We start from the raw sequence: 18,713 nt of genomic DNA, 5'->3' as shown, positions 1-18,713 counted from the left end.
CTCCGTGAGCGCTCACATTAGCGCGCGTCCCGGGTCCCCGCCACCCCTTCGTGGGACGTGGTGGTCGGACTGTGACCTTCGTGCGGAACCCCTTTCGTCTCGTGCGGAAAGCCGGTAGCGTCGTCCGGGACGTGAGCGCTCACTTTTGCTGGGTCGTCTCACTCCGAACACGCGCACCGCACGATCGAAGGAGATCCCTTGCCCCGCACACACCTCGTCCTCGACGCCGCGTTCACCGTGGGGCCGGTGCGCCGTCGCCTCTTCGGTGGGTTCGTCGAACACCTCGGACGCCACGTCTACGACGGCATCCACGAGCCCGCGCACGAGACCGCCGACGAGCACGGCTTCCGGAAGGACGTCGTCGAGCTCGTCAAGGAACTCAACGTGTCCGCGATCCGCTACCCGGGTGGCAACTTCGTCTCCGGCTACAAGTGGGAGGACGGCGTCGGCCCCGTCGAGCAGCGCCCGCGCCGCCTCGACCTCGCCTGGCACTCGACCGAGACGAACGAGGTCGGCCTGCACGAGTTCCAGCACTGGCTCGACCAGGTCGGCTCGGAGCTCATGCTCGCCGTCAACCTCGGTACCCGCGGCACCGCCGAGGCGATCGAGCTCCTGGAGTACGCGAACATCGACGCCGGCACCGCCCTCGCCGAGTACCGCAGGTCGAACGGCCGCCAGGAGCCCTTCGGCATCAAGATGTGGTGCCTCGGCAACGAGATGGACGGCCCGTGGCAGCTCGGCCACAAGAACGCCGACGACTACGGCAAGCTCGCCGCGATGACCGCCAAGGCCATGCGCCAGATCCAGCCCGACCTCGAGCTCGTGGCCTGCGGTTCCTCCGGAGCGTCGATGCCGACGTTCGGCGAGTGGGAGCGCACCGTCCTGGAGCACACCTACGACGACGTCGACTACATCTCCGCCCATGCCTACTACGAGGAGGGGGACGACCTGCCGTCGTTCCTCGCGTCCGGCGTGAACATGGACCACTTCATCAAGACGGTCACGACCGCGGCCGACCACGTCCAGGCGCAGAAGAAGTCCGACAAGCGGATCGACATCTCGTTCGACGAGTGGAACGTCTGGTCGATCTCGAAGTGGAACGAGCAGCAGAAGACCTTCGAGCTGCAGGACTGGCCCGTCGCGCCCCGTCTGCTCGAGGACGTCTACACGGTCGCGGACGCGGTCGTCGTCGGCGGGCTCCTCATCTCGCTGCTCCGCCACGCGGACCGCGTCGCCTCGGCGTCGATCGCGCAGCTCGTCAACGTGATCGGCCCGATCATGACCGAGCCCGGCGGCCCGGCCTGGCGCCAGACGACGTTCTTCCCGTTCTCGCTCACGTCCCGGCTGGCCAACGGCACGTCGCTGCAGGTCAAGGCCTCCGGTGACACCGTCGACGGCGGCAAGTACGGCGAGGTCCCGGTCGTCGACTCCGCGGCCACGGTCTCCGACGACGGTGCGGCGGTGTTCCTCGTGAACCGCCACCCCTCCGAGTCCACCACCGTCACGATCGACCTCGCCGGCCTGACGGTCGACGGCGACGTCCGTGCCGAGGGGATCTGGGACGACGACCTGCACGCCGTGAACGACCTGTCGAACACCGAGCGCGTCGGGCTCCGCACCAACGAGACCGTCCGCCGCGAGGGCGACACCGTCACGATCGAGCTCCCGCCGGTCTCCTGGACCGCCGTGTCGATCGGCTGAGACGCCTCGGCGTGCGCTGCGGCGGGCGTCGAGTGAGCACGGAGGGCGTCGGGCCGCATCGCGGTCCCGGCGCCCTCTGCCGTCCGGTGGCGGACGTCCGGCCGGCGCCCCGAGACTCGCGCTCAGCGACGGATCGCGGACGCCCGCCCGCGAGGACCGTCGCTCACCACGAGTCTCGGCCACGGGCTCCGAACGCGGGTAGTCGGTACCCGAGACTCGGTTCCAGCGACAGATCGTGGTCTCTCGGGCGCGAGGAGTGTCGCCCACCGCGAGTCTCGGCGCACGGCCGGCACGGCCCGCGGGGCCCGCCCGGCACCCTCTGCCGTCCGGCGCGGGGCCGAGGCTCGGCCCGGCGGACAGTTCGCGGCGTCGCGACGGCGGACGTTGTCCGCCCAGCCGAGGCTCGGTGGGCGGTGCGCGGTGCGCGTGCAGGCCGGGAGGCGCGTGACGGGCTGGTGTCGCACCTCCCGCTCGGCGCGGTGCGGGCCGGGAGGCGCGCGGCCGGCTGGTGCTGTGCCTCCCGTCCGGTGGCGGGGCCGAGGCTCGGCCTGGCGGACAGTTCGCGGCGTCGCGACGGCGGTCTCTGTCCGCTCAGCCGAGGCTCGGCACGCCAGCAGGCCGGGACAGCCGAGCCGCCCCGCGCTCAGGCGGGCGGCGGCAGCGTGCAGCGCACCGCGCGCGCACGCCAGGCGATCTCGGCGACGAACGCGGTGGTGTCGGGGCCGAGCGGGTCATCGGCGGCGTCCTCCACGAGGAGGCCGAGCGCGGGGGCGAGCAGGAAGGAGGTCGTGGTGGTGGTGCCGAACGCGTCGACGGTCGGCACGGCGACGGTGTCCGCGAGTCCGGCGTGCGCCAGGGCCGCGGCGTAGTCCAGGACCGCATCGGCCGCCTCGTCCGAGGTGAGGACTGCAGTGAGGCCGTAGACGATGTTCTTCATGATCCGGACGCCGCGGTGGAGAAGTTGAGGACCGCAGCCGACGGCTCGTCCTCCGGACACACGGAAATGGCGTACACCCGGGGCCGGGACAGCAGACCGGCTCCGGCTGAACGGTACGCCCCGTCGCCTGATCGTGTCAGGCGGGCGGTCAGGGGGGCGGCGCGGTGCTCGAACGCTCCACGAGCCGCACCGGCACGAGGTCGGCGCCGGGCCGCGCGGGAGCCCCTTCGATCTGGGTGAGCAGGTTCGTGACGGCCCGGCGTCCGACCTCGTCGAAGGACTGGTGCACGGTGGTCAGCGGCGGCCAGAACGAGTCGGACTCGGGGGAGTCGTCGAAGCCCACGACGCTGAGGGTGTCCGGCACGGCGCGGCCGCGTTCGTGCGCGGCACGGAGGACCCCGAGCGCGGTCTGGTCGTTCGCGGCGAACACCGCGGTGATCTCCGGACGGTCGGCGATCGTCAGTCCGGCGCGGTAGCCGGACTCGGCGCTCCAGCCGCCGTGGAAGACCGGTGGCACCGTGCGGCCCGCGGCCTCGAGCGTGGCCTGCCAGGCGGCGAGGCGGCGTGCGGCGGAGTACGAGGTCACGGGGCCGGCGACGTGCCACACCGTCTCGTGCCCGAGGTCGAGCAGGTGCTGCGTGGCCTGCCGTGCCCCGTCGGCCTGGTCGGTGTCGATCGCAGGGTGCTGCGTCGTGCCGGTGGAGTCGACCACGACCATCGGGACGCCGTCGGGGAGCACGACCTCGGCCGTGTCGATGATGTGCGACTCGATGATGATGACGACCCCGTCAACGGCTTGTTCGTGCAGCCGCGAGAAGGCCGAGCGGACCCCTTCCTCGGTGCGGGAGGCCATCGGCAGCAGCGTGATGGTGAAGTCCGCGGCGCCGGCTGCGTCGGCGATCGCCTCGAGCGTGCGCATGTTGCCGTAGGACGCCAGCGTGAACATGATCACGCCGATGGTCCGGAAGCGCCCCGACCGCAGGGCTCGGGCTGCCCGGTTCGGGCGGTAGCCGAGGTCGTCCATCGCGCGCTGCACCCGGTCGCGGGTGTCCGGCGAGACGTTGTCGAACCCGCGGGCGACCCGGGAGACGGTCTGCATGGAGACGCCGGCCGCCTCGGCCACGGCGGCCATCGAGGGCGAGCGGCGGGCAGCGGCGGCAGCCGACAGCCGGGCGGCGGCCGCGGCCGACAGTTCGGTCGTCACGATGCCCTCCGGTTCCGGGCGATCTGCCCTGCAGTCCCCAGACGGTAGCGCATGTTGACGTTGCCATGCTATCGTCGCGTCGTTCGATGTTGACGTCAACATCGACGACCCGAACGCAGCACGACAAGGGAGTCACATGAGCACGCTCGAAGCGCGCGCAGCCGGAGCCACCGCTCCGACGTCGCCACCGCGCCGCCGCGCCAAGCCGCGCGGGCGGTACACCGGATGGCTCTTCGTCGGCCCGTTCGTCGTCGTCCTGGTCGCCATGCTCATCGTCCCCATCGGCTACGCGCTCTGGCTCAGCCTGTTCCGCGACCAGCTCATCGGCGGCAACCAGTTCGTCTGGTTCGCCAACTACGTCCAGCTGTTCCAGGACGCCAAGTTCTGGTCCGGCCTCGGCCGGGTCGCCCTGTTCCTCCTCGTGCAGGTCCCGATCATGCTCGGTCTCGCGCTCGTCGCCGCCCTCGCGCTCGACAGCGCCCGGCTCTGGGGGACGTCGTTCTTCCGCATCGCGGTGTTCCTGCCGTACGCGGTCCCCGGCGTCGTCGCGGCGCTCATCTGGGGCTTCATCTACGGCAACCAGTTCGGCCTCACCGGCGCCGCGAACAGTGCACTCGGCATCGACCTGCTGCAGCCGTTCAGTCCTGACTGGGTGCTCACGTCGATCGGCAACGTGGTCACGTGGGAGTTCCTCGGCTACAACATGCTGATCTTCTACGCCGCACTCCGCGTCGTCCCCGCCGACCTGTACGAGGCCGCCGAGCTCGACGGTGCCGGCCCCCTCCGCACGGTGTTCTCGATCAAGCTCCCCGCCCTCCGCGGCCCGATGGTGATCGCCACGATCTTCTCGATCATCGGCAGCTTCCAGCTCTTCAACGAGCCGAACCTGCTGAAGACCCTCGCCCCGAACGTCATCGGCAGCGCCTTCACCCCGAACATGTACGCCTACTCGCTGTCGTTCAGCGGCCAGCAGTTCAACTACTCCGCCACCGTCGCCATCGTCATGGGGGTCATCACCGCCGTGATCGCCTACGTCGTCCAGGTCCGCGGAACCCGCCAGGAGAACCGATGAGCACCATGCAGCAGCCCGTCGCCGGCGCGACCACCCCCGCCACGGTCACCGAGGCAACCACGACGCAACGCGACCCGCGCGACCGGGCGGGCCGCGCCTCCAGGCCGAACAGACGGACCCGCAGGCCGGTCGACGGACGCAAGGTCAAGCGCTCCGGTCTCCTGACCGCGGTGATGGTCGTCTTCGTCGTCTACTCGTTCGCGCCGTTGTTCTACCTGCTCGTGAACAGCACGAAGACGCAGTCCTCGCTGCTGAGCACCTTCGGTCTGTGGTTCGGCGGGAAGTTCAACCTCTGGCAGAACATCGTCGACACGCTCACCTACAACGACGGCATCTTCGTGCAGTGGCTCGGCAACACGCTGCTCTACGTCGTCGTCGGGGCCGGCGGTGCGACCCTGCTCGCCACCGTCGCGGGCTACGGCATGGCGAAGTTCCAGTTCGTCGGGCGTCGCGCGGTCTTCGCCGTGGTCCTCGGTGCGATCGCCGTCCCGGGCACCGCACTCGCCGTCCCGACGTTCCTGCTGTTCTCGCAGTTCGGCCTGACGAACACCCCGTGGGCGATCATCCTGCCCTCGCTCATCAGCCCGTTCGGCATGTACCTGATCTGGACCTACGCGGTCGACGCGATCCCGGCCGAGCTCCTCGAGGCCGCCCGCATGGACGGCGCCGGCGAGTTCCGGATCTTCTTCACGATCGCGCTCCGCCTGCTCGCACCCGGTGTCGTCACCGTCCTGCTGTTCGCGGTCGTCGCCACCTGGAACAACTACTTCCTGCCGCTCATCATGCTGAGCGACCCGAAGTGGTACCCGCTGACCGTCGGCCTGAACCAGTGGAACGCGCAGGCCACCGGCTCCGGCGCGCAGCCGATCTACAACCTCGTCGTCACGGGATCGCTCCTCACGATCATCCCGATCGTGGTCGCGTTCCTGTTCCTCCAGCGCTTCTGGCAGTCCGGCCTCGCGGCCGGCTCCGTCAAGGCCTGACCCACCGGACGGGAGGCACGGGGCACCCCCGCCACGCGCCTCCCGGCCGATACGCAGCAGCACCACCGCACCACCCCCAACACGAAGAAGTGAAAGGCACCCGAATGCACAAGCGCATCCGGCGCGGGCTCAGCGCCCTCGCCATCGGCGTCACCGCCGCCATCGCCCTGGCGGCCTGCGCCTCCGGCGGATCCTCGTCCGGCGGATCGTCCGACGACATCGACAAGGCCCTCGAGCAGGGCGGCACGCTCACCTACTGGTCGTGGACCCCCTCCGCGAAGGACCAGGTCGCCGCGTTCGAGAAGGCCTACCCCAAGGTGAAGGTCAAGCTCGTCAACGCCGGCACCGGCGCCGACCAGTACACGAAGCTGCAGAACACGATCAAGGCCGGCTCGGGCGCTCCCGACGTCGCGCAGGTCGAGTACTACGCACTCCCGCAGTTCGCCCTGTCCGACTCGCTGCTCGACCTGTCGTCGTACGGCTTCGGCTCGCTCGAGGACAAGTTCGCGAAGAGCACCTGGAGCTCCGTCTCGATGGACGGCAAGATCTACGGCCTGCCGCAGGACTCCGGCCCCATGGCGCTGTTCTACAACAAGACGGTGTTCGACAAGTACGGCATCGCGGTGCCGAAGACGTGGGACGAGTACGTCGCCGCGGCGAAGAAGCTCCACGAGGCCGACCCGAAGGCCTACATCGCGGCGGACTCCGGCGACGCCGGCTTCACCACGAGCATGATCGCCCAGGCCGGTGGCACCCCGTTCACCACGAAGGGCGACGACGTCACGATCAACCTCGCCGACGAGGGCACGAAGAAGTGGACGAAGACCTGGGACCAGCTCGTCGAGCAGGGGCTCCTGTCGAAGACCGTCGGCTGGAGCGACGACTGGTACAAGCAGCTCGGCAACGGCCAGATCGCCACGCTGATCACCGGCGCCTGGATGCCCGGCAACCTCGAGGCGAGCGTCGCCGACGCGTCCGGTGACTGGCGCGTCGCCCCGATGCCGACCTACGACGGCGGCACCGCACAGACCGCGAACAACGGCGGCAGCGCCGAGGCGGTCATGAAGCAGACGAAGAACCCGGCCCTCGCGGCGGGCTTCCTCAAGTGGCTGAACTCGTCCAAGGAGTCCACGAAGGTCTTCATGGAGTCCGGTGGCTTCCCCTCGACCACGGCCGACCTCGACTCTGCGGCGTTCCTCGACGAGAAGCCGTCCTACTTCGGTGGACAGCAGATCAACAAGGTGCTCGTCGACGCGTCGAAGTCCTCGGACAACGACTTCACGTACCTGCCGTACCAGGTGTACGCGAACAGCGTCTACGCGGACACCGTCGGGCAGTCGTACGAGAACGGCACCTCGCTCGAGTCGGGTCTCGCGGCCTGGCAGAAGGCCCTCGCCAAGTACGGCAAGGACCAGGGCTTCACGGTCTCGACCAAGTAGCACCGGCACCAACTCCCCGGGGTCGTGCGGACACGTTCCGCACGGCCCCGCTGTCTGAAAGAGTCATCTCATGCGCTTCGCCATCGGCGACACCGACTTCCTGCTCGACGGCGAGCCGCACCGGATCCTGTCCGGCGCGATCCACTACTTCCGCGTGCACCCGGACCTCTGGGCCGACCGGATCCGCAAGGCGAAGCTGATGGGGCTCAACACCATCGAGACGTACGTGGCCTGGAACGCGCACGCACCCGCGCCCGACGTCTTCGACCTGACCGGGGGCCTCGACCTCGGCCGGTTCCTCGACCTCGTCCACGCCGAGGGCATGCACGCCATCGTCCGCCCCGGGCCGTACATCTGCGCCGAGTGGACGAACGGGGGCCTGCCGTACTGGCTGTTCGCCGACGGCACCGTGGGTGTCCGCCGCGACGAGCCCGGGTTCCTCGCCGCGGTGCAGGACTACCTGGGACACCTGGCGCCGGTCCTCGTCCCGCGCCAGATCGACGACGGCGGACCGATCGTCCTCGTGCAGGTCGAGAACGAGTACGGCGCGTACGGATCCGACCCGGTCTACCTGACGAAGCTCGAGCAGATGCACCGGTCGATCGGGCTGACGGTGCCCTTCACGAGCGTCGACCAGCCGATGGGCACCATGCTCGAGGACGGCTCGCTGCCGTCGCTGCACAAGACCGGGTCGTTCGGGTCCCGCTCGACGGAACGACTCGCACGGCTGCGTCAGGCCCAGCCGACCGGCCCCCTGATGTGCTCGGAGTTCTGGGACGGCTGGTTCGACAGCTGGGGTGAGCACCACCACACCACCCCGGCCGCCGCCTCGGCCGCGGACCTGGACGACCTGCTCGCCGCCGGCGGCTCGGTCAACGTCTACATGTTCCACGGCGGCACCAACTTCGGCTTCACGAACGGTGCGAACGACAAGGGCGTGTACCGGCCGATCGCGACGTCGTACGACTACGACGCCCCGCTCGACGAAGCCGGCCGGCCCACGCCGAAGTTCCACGCGTTCCGTGCGGTCATCGAGCGCTACGCGCCCGTCCCGCCGCTGCCCGCGTCGATGGAGCCCGGTGGATCGGGCCGCCTCCCCGTGGAAGGGTCCGGTGCCGGCCTGGAGGCGCGGGTCGCCCCCGCCACGGACGTCGCGGTCCGCCTCGACCGCGTCGCGTCCCTGCGCTCCCTGCTGCCCGCGCTCACCGACTGGTCGACGCACGACACCCCGCCGACGTTCGACGCGCTCGGGGTCGCCTCCGGCTTCGTCCTGTACCGGACCGAGGTCGACCTGCCGTCCGGCGGCGTGCTCACCGTCGGCGAGGAGGTCCGCGACCGCGCCGTCGTCAGCGTGGACGGGATCGTCGTCGGCGTCCTGGAGCGGGAGCACCACGACCGCGCGATCGCCCTCCCGCCCGTGACCGGCACGCTGGAGCTGCTCGTCGAGGACCAGGGACGGGTGGACTACGGCCCGCGCATCGGCGAGCCGAAGGGCCTGATCGGCGGTGTGGCCGTCGACGGCGTCCCGCTCGCCCGGTGGACGGCGTCGGCGCTCACCCTCGACCCGGTGGCACCCGCGGCAGTCGACGTGCTGGCCGTGATCGAACCCACCGACGGCGACGTGCTGGCCGGCCCGGTGTTCGCCACAGGGTCGTTCGACCTCGCCGAGGCGGACGACCGGTACCTGTCCCTCGACGGGTTCCGGAAGGGCGTCGCCTGGGTCAACGGGTTCTGCCTCGGCCGGTACTGGTCGCGCGGGCCCCAGCGGACGTTGGCGGTCCCGGGGCCGGTCCTGCGTGCCGGCCGCAACGAGGTCGTGGTGTTCGAGCTGCACGCCGCGGCTTCGCGCACGGCGCGCCTGCTGGCCGAGCCGGACCTCGGTCACACCGAGGCGTAGCGGGGCCGGGCGCTTCCGGGCGCCCTCGCTACGATCCCCGTGGCCGATCCGCGCGTCGGATGCCGAATCGCGCGTGGGAGGCTGAATCGCGCGTAGGAGGCGTTGACTTTCGTCATCCTACGAGCGGTTCGGCTTCCCATGGCGGGCGTGATGGGACGATTCAGACTGCACGGGCGTGTGCCCAGGCACGCACCTGCAGCAACCCGTCACGACGCCACCGCCAGAACCGCGCGAAGGGTGACCCGTCGTCCTGGTACGCGGGACGGAACAGCCAGATCGCCGAGCGTCGACCCCGCACGTCGCCGTGGTCCGGCGGAGTCCACTCGACCGTGCAGTCGTCGAGCACGACCGTGATCGCGTCCCGTGGGATCGTCGCCGTGGTGAAGAACCCCACGATTAGGAGCTCGTCGTCCGTGAGGTGGACTGCCACCCTCGGCGACCGGGCAAGGCCCCAGACCCCGATTGCGACGAACACGACCGCGATCGAGACCAGCAGGCCGTGCGCGGACGACCCGGGGACGAACACCGCCGAGCCGATGAACGGGCCGGCGACGGTGAAGAACGCGAAGAGGACCCCGTTCGCGATGCGCTCCCACCTCGGGGCGACGATCGTCGTCACTGCTCGGCGTCGACGTCAGGGACGCCGAGGGTCTCGAGCTCCGCGAGGGCCGCGCGCGCATCGGCGACCCGATCGGCCTCGGGGCGGCTCCACCACTCCGGGCCGCGTTCGCCCAGACCGTGCTTCGCCAGTCCGTTGCGGTGCCGCGCCGCCGCGAGCGCTCGGTCGTCACCGGTTCGCTTGGCCTGCTTGACGGCGTTCCGCCCGCGGCCGAGATGCGATCGGAGCGCGGCGGCGACGTCCTCGGGCACCGCCGGATCGGTGCGACGCCAGCGCCGACCGTCCACGACGAAGAAGTGGTCGTCGGGCTCGGCGGGCATGCTCCGAGTCTGCACCGTCGGTGGTCCCGGGTAGACAGGGAACGATGACCGAGCCGCGCACCCGTCCGATGCTCGACGTCCGACGCATCTACGCCGAACCGGCTGCCCTCGAACTGCAGCGCGGGCAGGAGGTCGTCGGGCGGTGGCCGGACGCCGAGATCGTGCCCGTGGCGTCGCACTGGAACATCCCCGAGGTGCACGGCGACGAACGCAACGTGCAGCGGTGGGTGCGAATCAAGACCGAGGCGCTCGTGCTCGGCGTGAAGAAGTCCCTCGTCACGCGGCCGAACGGCCGGTCGGCGGACTTCATCGCCCCGTCCACGGCGAACGGGTGCGCGATGGCGTGTGCGTACTGCTACGTCCCACGGCGCAAGGGCTACAGCAACCCCGTGACCGTGTTCGCGAACATCGACCAGATCACGAAGCACGTCGCCCGGAACATCGCGAAGCAGGGGCCGAAGCCCGAACCGAACCAGTGCGACCCGGAAGCGTGGGTCTACGACATCGGGGAGAACAGCGACTGCTCCGTCGACGCGATGATCAGCGACAACGTGCGTGACCTGTGCGACCTGTTCCGGATGACGCCGACGGCGAAGGCGTCGTTCGCGACGAAGTACGTCAACCGCGACCTGCTCGACTGGGACCCGGCGGGGCGCACCCGGATCCGGTTCTCACTGATGCCGCACGAGACCGCGAAGGTCACCGACATCCGCACCAGTCCGATCGCCGAGCGGATCGCGGCGGTGAACGATTTCGTCGAGGCCGGGTACGAGGTCCACCTCAACTTCTCGCCGGTCATCGTCACGCCGACGTGGGAGTCGGACTGGGCCGAACTGCTCCGCCAGGTCGACGACGTCCTGTCGCCGACGGCCAAGGCACAGCTCGCGGCGGAGGTCATCTTCCTCACCCACAACCAGCAGCTGCACGAGGTCAACCTCGGCTGGCACCCCAGGGCCGAGGACCTGCTGTGGCGACCGGACCTGCAGGAGCAGAAGGTGTCGCAGAACGGTGCGGTGAACGTGCGGTACCGGTCGGGGATGAAGGGGCAGCTCGTCGAGCGGTTCCGGGAGCTGGTCGCCGAACACCTGCCGAGCTGCCGCATCCGCTACGCCTTCTGACACGACGAACCCCCACGCCGACGGGCGCGGGGGTTCGTGGTGCGACGGCCTCAGTGACCGTCGAGGTGGTCCTTGGCCTTCTCGGTCTCCAGACGGCCCTCGCCCATGACCTGGTCCTTCTGCCCCTGGTGCTTGAGCTCGTGGTCGTCGGTGTGCTTGCCGACCGCTTCCTCGACCTTGCCGACGACCTTCTGGGTGACGTCCTTCGCCTTGTCTCCGAGCGACATGGTGTCTTCCTTCCTCCGGGAACCGCCGAGGGTCCCCGGCGCCTGTGTCTCGAAGACAACCAGGCCCGGTTGCGCGCCACGCGGCCGGGTCGCAGATTCGCGTACCCCGGTTGCTTCCACCGGGGTACGAATGTGCGGTGCGCGCACCGAGCCCGCGCGAGCGTCTACGGGATGAGGCGGTCGGCCCGGTACCGGTCGAACAGCTCGGCGAATGCCCGCTCGGTGCGACGGAACGCGGTGAACCCGGCCTCGCGGCTCTTGCCCATGTCGGTCACGACCTCCATCGCGCGACCGAGGTCCGCGTCTGTGTGCCACCACGAGGCCAGCCGGGTGATGTCCGGTTCGGCCAGCCCGTGGCGCTCGGCGATCGCGGCCCACGCGGACTCGTGCGGCGTCATCTGCTCCTCGAGCGGCCGCGGAGTGCCCTCGTAGCCGACGACCCGTGCGGGGTCGACCCCGAGGTGTGCGGCGAGCCTCGGCCACATCCAGCGCCAGCGGAACACGTCGCCGTTCACGATGTTGAACGCCTCGTCGGCCCCCTCGGGCGTGCTCGAGGCCCATACCATGTGCTCGGCGAGGATGCCGGCGTCGGTCATGTCGGTGAGCCCGTTCCACTGGGCTTCGCTCCCCGGGAACACGAAGTCCAGGTCGAGTTCCTTCGCCAGGGTCGCCTGGACCGCGATGGTCAGGCCCATGTTCATCGCGTTGCCGACGGCGTGGCCGATCACGGTGTGCGACCGGTGCACCGACCAGGTGAATCCCTGGCGCTCGGCCGCGGCGAACAGTTCGTCCTCCTGCGCGTAGTAGAAGTTCGGGGTGTCCAGGCGCGGCTCCTCCTCGTGGAAGGGTGTGTCGGGCATCTCGCCGGCGGCGTAGGCCTCGAACGGGCCGAGGTAGTGCTTCAAGCCGGTCACGAGGGCGACGTGCTCGAGCGGCGCGTGCGACAGCGCCGCGAGGAGGTCGCGGACCATGCCGCCGTTCACGCGGATGTTCTCCGCCTCGGTGTCCTGTCGCTGCCAGGCGGTGAAGAACACGTGCGTCGGCCGCTCCTCGGCGAGTGCGGACCGCAGCGAGTCCGGATCGCGGAGGTCCGCGGCGACGGTGCGGACGCCGTCGCGGGGGAGGGGTCGGCGGGAGAGCGCGGTCACGGTCCAGCCCTGCTCGAGCAAGTGCTCCACGAGGGCGGACCCGGTGATGCCGCTGGCCCCCACGACGAGCGCTTCTGGACGGTCGGTGGTCCTGTCGGTGTCGAGTGTCATCACCTGGTGCAACGCCGACGCACGACAGGTGTTCCCGAGCGGGGGCGACGGATCCGGATCGGGCCCTTGGCGGTCGACGGGTCGACCACGCTGCCGTGCTGCGTGATCTCGACCTCGCCACGGGCGACCATGCGCCGTGCGGCCCGGCGTGCGGGCTCCATCAGGTCACGCCAGCCGTCGGGGTCGAGGGCGCGGGCCGCATCCGAGGGGCAGATGCTCGACGTCCGTGCCCGTGCGGCGAGCAGCTCGTCGATGCGTTGCTCGAGCGCGCGGTCGGTGTCGTCGATGCCGTGCTTGCGGCACGCGGCCGAGCACCACTTCGCCTCGGGAGCGGCGGACGCGGGCATCCGACGGCCGCACGAGGCACACGTGCGCTCCGCGTGTGCGGACTCCGCCGCGTCGGCGTCCGCTGCGGTCCTGATCGCTCGTCCCATGCCTCCCATCATCGTCCCGGTGTCCGGTCGCGCGCACAGCACAGGTACGGCTGGCACGATCGTGGCGGTGAGCACCGACACCGAGGCCAGTCGTCCGCCGGAACCCGCATGGGTCGAGCACGTCATGTGGTGGCACGTGTACCCGCTCGGCTTCGTCGGCGCCGAGGTACGTCCGACGACCCCCGTGTCGGACCGTGCCGTGGACCACCGGCTGGACCGCGTCGCCGGCTGGCTCGACCACGTGGTGGACCTCGGGCTGAACGGGCTCCTGCTCGGTCCGGTGTTCGCGAGTTCGACGCACGGGTACGACACGGTCGACCACTTCCGGATCGATCCCCGGCTCGGCGACACCGACGACTTCGACGCGCTCGTCCGTGCGGCGCACGACCGCGGAGTGCGGGTGCTCCTCGACGGGGTGTTCAACCACGTCGGGCGCGAGCACCCGGCGTTCGTCGCGCTCGGGTCGGCGGGGCCGGACGCGTCCACGGCCGAGCTCTTCGCCGTCGACTGGGACGGCTGGGAATCGGGTCGTCCGGTCCAGGTGGCGGACTTCGAGGGGCACGACATCCTCGTCGCCCTCGACCACGACGCTCGCGCGACCGAGGACCTCGTCGTCGAGGTGATGACGCACTGGCTCGGTCGCGGCGTCGACGGGTGGCGGCTCGACGCGGCCTATGCGGTGCCGTCGGCGTTCTGGGCACGGGTGCTGCCGCGGGTGCGCGAACGCTTCCCGGACGCCTGGTTCAGCGGCGAGGTGATCCGCGGCGACGCCGCCGGGATCGTGCAGGCCTCGACGATGGACTCGACGACCCAGTACGAGCTGTGGCAGGGGATCTGGCACGGCATCGCCGACCGGAACTGCTTCGAGCTCGCGCACGCGATCGAGCGGCACGACGCGCTGCTCGAGACCTTCGTCCCGACCACGTTCGTCGGCAACCACGACGTCACGCGCATCGCGAGCGCCGTCGGGGAGGAGTTCGCGGCCCACGCTGCAGCCGTGCTGTTCACGGTGGCGGGGACGCCGGTCGTCTACGCCGGCGACGAGTACGGCTGGACCGGCGTCAAGGAGGCACGCGAGGGCGGGGACGACGCCGTCCGCCCGACGTTCCCGGGGACACCGTCCGTCGACGTCGACCTCACGCACGTGTACGAGGCACTCATCGCGCTGCGCCGACGGAACCCCTGGCTGCACCGTGCCCACACCGACGTCGTCCACCGCACCAACACCGCGATCGTGCTGCGGACCGGCACGGCGGACGCGGCCGTGGTGACCGCCCTGAACCTCGGCGACGACCCCGTCGACCTGCCCGCGGCGGACGCGACGCAGGTCGAGGCGGGCGCGGGCGACCTGTCGGACGGGACCGTGCGCCTCCAGGCCGGCGGGTGGGCCGTCCTGACCGCCTGACGCAACGAGACTCGGGCTGGGCGACCGTCCTCGCGTCGATCGGCACGAGGTGTGTCGCCCAGCCCGAGTCTCGGAGCGGGGGAGCGGGTGCTACTTGCGCGCAGCAGCCGCCCGGCGCTTGTTGAACACGTCGAACGCGACCGCGGCGAGCAGCACCAGGCCCTTGATGAGCGACTGGAACTCCGTGCCCACACCGAGGATCGACATGCCGTTGTTCAGGATGCCGATGATGAGACCACCGATGATCGCGCCCGGCACCGTGCCGATGCCGCCCGTGACCGCCGCGCCGCCGATGAACACGGCCGCGATCGCGTCGAGCTCGAAGCCGTTGCCCGCGCCGGGGGCGGCGAGGTTCAGCTGACCCGTGAACACCACACCGGCCAGGGCCGAGATGACACCCATGTTGACGAAGAGCAGGAACGTGACGCGCTTCGTCTTGACACCGGAGAGCTGCGCGGCGAGGGCGTTGCCGCCGATCGCGTAGATGTGGCGACCGAACACCGCGCTCCGCATGACCACCGAGTAGATGACCACGAGCGCACCGAGCACGACGAGCACGATCGGGGTGCCGTTGTAGCTGGCGAGCAGGAGCGCGACGTAGATCACCAGGACGACGCCGAACGCCGTCTTCACGATGAACCAGACGAAGGGCTCGCTCTCGAGCTGGTACTTGCGTCGGGTCGCGCGACCGCGGAACGCCGTGACGACCATGACCGCGGCCGCGGCGAACCCGAGGATCATCGTGAGCGGCTCGTACCCGGTGGTGCCGAAGGACGGCAGGAAGCCGGAGCCGAGCGATCGGAAACCGTTCGGGAACGGTGAGATCTGCTGGTTCTGCAGCACGATCTGCGCGGCACCGCGGAACGCGAGCATGCCCGCGAGCGTGACGATGAACGCCGGGATCCCGAAGTACGCGATCCAGAACCCCTGCCAGGCGCCGACGAGCGCGCCGACCACCAGGCAGAGCACGACCGCGATGGGCCACGGGATGTGCCACTGCGTGATCATCACGCCGGCCATCGCACCGGTGAAGGCGACGACCGATCCCACGGACAGGTCGATGTGCCCGGCGATGATGACCATCACCATGCCGATGGCGAGGATGAGGATGTAGCTGTTCTGGACGATCAGGTTCGAGACGTTGATCGGTGCGAGCGTGATGCCGTTCGTCGTCACCTGGAAGAAGATGACGATGACGATCAGCGCGATGAACAGGCCGATCTGTCGGAGCTGCCCGGTGAGGTAGCCGGCGGCGGACTTAAGCGCGTTCATTGACAGGGGTCTCCCGTTCCTGGGTCATGTACTGCATGAGGACCTCGGGCGTGGCCTCGGAGCGGGGCACGTCAGCGGTGATGGTGCCCTCGGAGAGCGTGTAGATGCGGTCGCAGATGCCGAGGAGCTCGGGGAGCTCGGAGGAGATCACGATGATCCCCTTCCCCTGGTCTGCGAGCTGGTTGATGATCGTGTAGATCTCGTACTTCGCGCCGACGTCGATGCCGCGGGTGGGCTCGTCGAGGATGAGCACGTCGGGATCGGCGTACATCCACTTGGACAGCACGACCTTCTGCTGGTTCCCGCCGGAGAGCTTGCCCGTGACGACGTCGACGTTCGGCGCCTTGATGTTGAGGCTCTTGAGGAACTGCGACGCGACGGTCGTCTCCTCCGAGGCGTTGACGAAGCCCCAGTTGGCGAGCTTCCCGAGCGCCGACCCGGAGATGTTCCGCTTGATGTCGTCGATGAGGTTGAGGCCGTAGCGCTTGCGGTCCTCGGTGACGTACGCGATGCCGTGGTCGATCGCCTGCGAGACGGTGTGGGTCTTGATCGGGACGCCGCGCTTGTAGACGGTGCCGCTGATGCCGGTGCCGTAGGACTGTCCGAACACGCTCATCGCGAGCTCGGTCCGTCCGGCACCCATCAGCCCGGCGATCCCGACGACCTCGCCCGCGCGGACGTCGAGGTTCGCGTGGTGGATGATCTCGCGGGAGCCGTCGAGCGGGTGGTGGACGGTCCAGTCCTCGATGCGGAGGAGCTCCTCGCCGATGACCGGGTCCACCCGTTCCGGGTACCGGTTCGACAGGTCGCGACCGACCATCCCGCGGATGATCCGGTCCTCGGAGACGTCGTCGGCGTGCATGTCGAGCGTCTCGATGGTCTTGCCGTCGCGGATGATCGTGACCTTGTCCGCGATCGCCTTGATCTCGTTGAGCTTGTGGCTGATGATGATCGCCGTCATGCCCTCGGCCTGCAGCGACCGGATGAGGTCGAGCAGGTGCGCGGAGTCGTCGTCGTTGAGCGCCGCGGTGGGCTCGTCGAGGATGAGGAGCTTCACGCGCTTCGACAGGGCCTTGGCGATCTCGACGAGCTGCTGCTTGCCGACGCCGATGTCGACGATCTTCGTGACCGGGTTGTCCTTCAGGCCGACGCGCTGCAGGAGCTCCGCGGCCGCCAGGTTCGTCTTGTTCCAGTCGATGAAGCCGCCCTTGGACTGCTCGTTGCCGAGGAAGATGTTCTCGGCGATCGACAGGAACGGGCTGAGCGCGAGTTCCTGGTGGATGATGACGACGCCCGCGGCCTCGGAGTCGTTGATGTCGCCGAACTGCACGGGGGATCCGTCGAGCAGGATCTCGCCGTCGAAGGAGCCGTGCGGGTAGACCCCGGAGAGCACCTTCATCAGGGTCGACTTGCCCGCGCCGTTCTCGCCGCAGATCGCGTGGACCTGGCCGCGCTCGACCTCGATCGAGACGCCCTGCAGCGCCTTGACGCCGGGGAACGTCTTGGTGATGTCCCGCATCTCGAGGATGGTGTCCGCCATGTGGACGCCTTTCCGTTCTGCGCGCGTGCGCGCGCTGGTGGAGACGGACTGGAGGCGCGGCGCGGGCGAGCACCGCGCCTCCGGTCCGTGAGATGGGACCTGACTACTTCAGGTCGGCTTCGGTGTAGTAGCCGGAGTCGACGAGGACTTCCTTGTAGTTGTCCTTCGTGACGACCGTCGGCTGGAACAGGTAGGTCGGGACGACCTTGACCTTGTTGTCGTAGCTCTTCGTGTCGTTGACCTCGGGCTTCTTGCCGGTGAGCAGGTCCTCGGCCATCGTCACGGACTGCTTGGCGAGCTTGCGCGTGTCCTTGTAGATGGTGGAGTACTGCTGGCCGGCGATGATCGACTTGACCGAGGCGGCCTCGGCGTCCTGACCGGTGATGATCGGGAGCGGTCGGTCGCTCGTGCCGTAGCCGGCGCCCTGGAGCGCCGAGATGATGCCGATCGACATGCCGTCGTAGGGCGAGAGCACACCGTTCAGCGTGGTGCCGCCGGAGTACGACTTCGCGATGAGGTTCTGCATGCGGGCCTTGGCGGTCGCCGGGTCCCACTGCTGCGTGGCGGCCTGGGAGAGCTGGTCCTGACCGGACTGGATCTTCAGCGTGCCGTCCTCGAGGTACGGCTTGAGGGTCTTCATGGCGCCGTTGAAGAAGAAGCTCGCGTTGTTGTCGTCGAGCGAGCCCGCGAACACCTCGATGTTGAACGGACCCTTCTTGCCGGTCTTCTTGCCGTCGGCGTCGAGGACCCCGAGCCCGGTGAGGAGCGAGGTGGCCTGGTCGACACCGACCTTCTCGTTGTCGAACGACACGTAGTAGTCGACGTTCTTGTTGCCGGTGAGCAGGCGGTCGTAGGAGATCACCTTGATGCCGGCCTTGGCGGCGGCGTCGAGCTGGTCGGAGAGGGCACCGCCGTCGATGGAGGCGATGATCAGGACCTTCGCGCCCTTCGTGATCATGTTGCTGACCTGCTGCGCCTGCTGCTGGACCTTGTTGTCCCCGTACTCGAGGTCGACCTTGTAGCCGGCCTTCTCGAGGTCGCTCTTGACGGCGTCGCCGTCCTTGATCCAGCGTTCCGACACCTTGGTCGGCATCGCGACGCCGACGAGGGCGCCCTTGTTGTCGCCGGAGCTGCCGCCACCGTCGGTGGAGGCGCGTCCGCCGGCCGAGCAACCGGCCAGTGCGATGGCGATGCCGAGGGCGGCGACGCCCGCGACGATCTTCCGCTTCATCATCGAAGTACCTCTGTTCCTCTCGCGTCGTCCTCGACGCGCTCAGGTGCTGGGG

17 protein-coding genes are annotated in these 18,713 nt (G+C 69.5%); 7 read left to right on the top strand and 10 right to left on the bottom strand.

Annotated elements, in window-relative coordinates; translation table 11 throughout:
* Positions 1-198 precede the first annotated feature (198 nt).
* Positions 199-1,701 (top strand): arabinosylfuranosidase ArfA, encoded by a 1,503-nt coding sequence (gene arfA / locus ACRQ4B_RS16025; protein ID WP_439692385.1) that lies wholly within the window; start codon positions 199-201, stop codon positions 1,699-1,701.
* Between the two features lie 643 nt (positions 1,702-2,344).
* Here arfA and ACRQ4B_RS16020 read toward each other — a convergent pair.
* Both ACRQ4B_RS16020 and ACRQ4B_RS16015 read right to left on the bottom strand, forming a co-directional pair.
* On the bottom strand, positions 2,345-2,638 hold the full coding sequence (locus tag ACRQ4B_RS16020; RefSeq protein WP_439692384.1) for a hypothetical protein: 294 nt from the start codon (positions 2,636-2,638) through the stop codon (positions 2,345-2,347).
* Between the two features lie 148 nt (positions 2,639-2,786).
* Complete coding sequence (locus ACRQ4B_RS16015; RefSeq protein WP_439694423.1) at positions 2,787-3,770, bottom strand: LacI family DNA-binding transcriptional regulator; 984 nt, start codon at positions 3,768-3,770, stop codon at positions 2,787-2,789.
* 208 nt (positions 3,771-3,978) lie between these two features.
* Here ACRQ4B_RS16015 and ACRQ4B_RS16010 point away from each other — a divergent pair, with 208 nt between their 5' ends.
* From ACRQ4B_RS16010 to ACRQ4B_RS15995, 4 genes are all read left to right on the top strand, one after another.
* Positions 3,979-4,914 carry a carbohydrate ABC transporter permease gene (locus ACRQ4B_RS16010; RefSeq protein WP_439692383.1) on the top strand — a complete coding sequence of 312 codons (936 nt, stop codon included), beginning with the start codon at positions 3,979-3,981 and terminating at the stop codon, positions 4,912-4,914.
* Positions 4,911-5,897: a carbohydrate ABC transporter permease gene (locus ACRQ4B_RS16005; protein ID WP_439692382.1), complete on the top strand. Its 987-nt coding sequence runs from the start codon at positions 4,911-4,913 to the stop codon at positions 5,895-5,897. Before ACRQ4B_RS16010 ends, ACRQ4B_RS16005 begins: the two co-directional genes overlap by 4 nt.
* A gap of 104 nt (positions 5,898-6,001) precedes the next feature.
* On the top strand, positions 6,002-7,336 hold the full coding sequence (locus ACRQ4B_RS16000) for an ABC transporter substrate-binding protein (protein WP_439692381.1): 1,335 nt from the start codon (positions 6,002-6,004) through the stop codon (positions 7,334-7,336).
* 70 nt (positions 7,337-7,406) lie between these two features.
* Complete coding sequence (locus tag ACRQ4B_RS15995; protein WP_439692380.1) at positions 7,407-9,233, top strand: glycoside hydrolase family 35 protein; 1,827 nt, start codon at positions 7,407-7,409, stop codon at positions 9,231-9,233.
* Between the two features lie 160 nt (positions 9,234-9,393).
* Here ACRQ4B_RS15995 and ACRQ4B_RS15990 read toward each other — a convergent pair whose 3' ends face one another.
* Together ACRQ4B_RS15990 and ACRQ4B_RS15985 are read right to left on the bottom strand one after the other, a co-directional pair.
* Entirely contained in the window at positions 9,394-9,852 is a 459-nt protein-coding gene (locus ACRQ4B_RS15990; RefSeq protein WP_439692379.1) for a hypothetical protein, read from the bottom strand.
* Positions 9,849-10,172: a biopolymer transporter Tol gene (locus tag ACRQ4B_RS15985; protein ID WP_439692378.1), complete on the bottom strand. Its 324-nt coding sequence runs from the start codon at positions 10,170-10,172 to the stop codon at positions 9,849-9,851. Before ACRQ4B_RS15985 ends, ACRQ4B_RS15990 begins: the two co-directional genes overlap by 4 nt.
* A gap of 44 nt (positions 10,173-10,216) precedes the next feature.
* Between ACRQ4B_RS15985 and ACRQ4B_RS15980 the strand changes: the two genes are divergently transcribed.
* A complete protein-coding gene (locus ACRQ4B_RS15980; protein ID WP_439692377.1) occupies positions 10,217-11,290 on the top strand; it encodes a spore photoproduct lyase family protein in 1,074 nt (357 codons plus the stop codon).
* A 50-nt stretch (positions 11,291-11,340) separates the two neighbouring features.
* Here ACRQ4B_RS15980 and ACRQ4B_RS15975 read toward each other — a convergent pair whose 3' ends face one another.
* The 3 genes from ACRQ4B_RS15975 to ACRQ4B_RS15965 all read right to left on the bottom strand — a co-directional run bounded on the left by ACRQ4B_RS15975 (position 11,341) and on the right by ACRQ4B_RS15965 (position 13,210).
* Positions 11,341-11,517: a CsbD family protein gene (locus tag ACRQ4B_RS15975; protein ID WP_439692376.1), complete on the bottom strand. Its 177-nt coding sequence runs from the start codon at positions 11,515-11,517 to the stop codon at positions 11,341-11,343.
* Between the two features lie 164 nt (positions 11,518-11,681).
* Positions 11,682-12,776 (bottom strand): SDR family oxidoreductase, encoded by a 1,095-nt coding sequence (locus ACRQ4B_RS15970; RefSeq protein ID WP_439692375.1) that lies wholly within the window; start codon positions 12,774-12,776, stop codon positions 11,682-11,684.
* Positions 12,776-13,210 carry a DUF3253 domain-containing protein gene (locus ACRQ4B_RS15965; RefSeq protein ID WP_439692374.1) on the bottom strand — a complete coding sequence of 145 codons (435 nt, stop codon included), beginning with the start codon at positions 13,208-13,210 and terminating at the stop codon, positions 12,776-12,778. The genes ACRQ4B_RS15970 and ACRQ4B_RS15965 overlap by 1 nt, the downstream gene beginning before the upstream one ends.
* Positions 13,211-13,334: 124 nt before the next feature.
* Between ACRQ4B_RS15965 and ACRQ4B_RS15960 the strand changes: the two genes are divergently transcribed.
* Positions 13,335-14,615: an alpha-amylase family glycosyl hydrolase gene (locus ACRQ4B_RS15960; RefSeq protein ID WP_439694422.1), complete on the top strand. Its 1,281-nt coding sequence runs from the start codon at positions 13,335-13,337 to the stop codon at positions 14,613-14,615.
* A gap of 90 nt (positions 14,616-14,705) precedes the next feature.
* On the opposite strand, the gene mmsB is transcribed toward ACRQ4B_RS15960, so the two are convergent.
* The 3 genes from mmsB to chvE form a co-directional block, all read right to left on the bottom strand.
* Positions 14,706-15,887 (bottom strand): multiple monosaccharide ABC transporter permease, encoded by a 1,182-nt coding sequence (mmsB, locus tag ACRQ4B_RS15955; protein ID WP_439692373.1) that lies wholly within the window; start codon positions 15,885-15,887, stop codon positions 14,706-14,708.
* Complete coding sequence (gene mmsA / locus ACRQ4B_RS15950; RefSeq protein ID WP_439692372.1) at positions 15,874-17,427, bottom strand: multiple monosaccharide ABC transporter ATP-binding protein; 1,554 nt, start codon at positions 17,425-17,427, stop codon at positions 15,874-15,876. The genes mmsB and mmsA overlap by 14 nt, the downstream gene beginning before the upstream one ends.
* A gap of 103 nt (positions 17,428-17,530) precedes the next feature.
* Complete coding sequence (gene chvE / locus ACRQ4B_RS15945; RefSeq protein WP_439692371.1) at positions 17,531-18,661, bottom strand: multiple monosaccharide ABC transporter substrate-binding protein; 1,131 nt, start codon at positions 18,659-18,661, stop codon at positions 17,531-17,533.
* Positions 18,662-18,713: the final 52 nt, after the last annotated feature.

The sequence above is a fragment of the Curtobacterium sp. SP.BCo genome (assembly GCF_051903265.1).
In the GTDB taxonomy this organism is placed as follows: Bacteria; Actinomycetota; Actinomycetes; order Actinomycetales; family Microbacteriaceae; genus Curtobacterium.
Note: the sequence above shows the minus strand (reverse complement) of the source record. Positions and strands in the feature narration are given on the sequence as shown.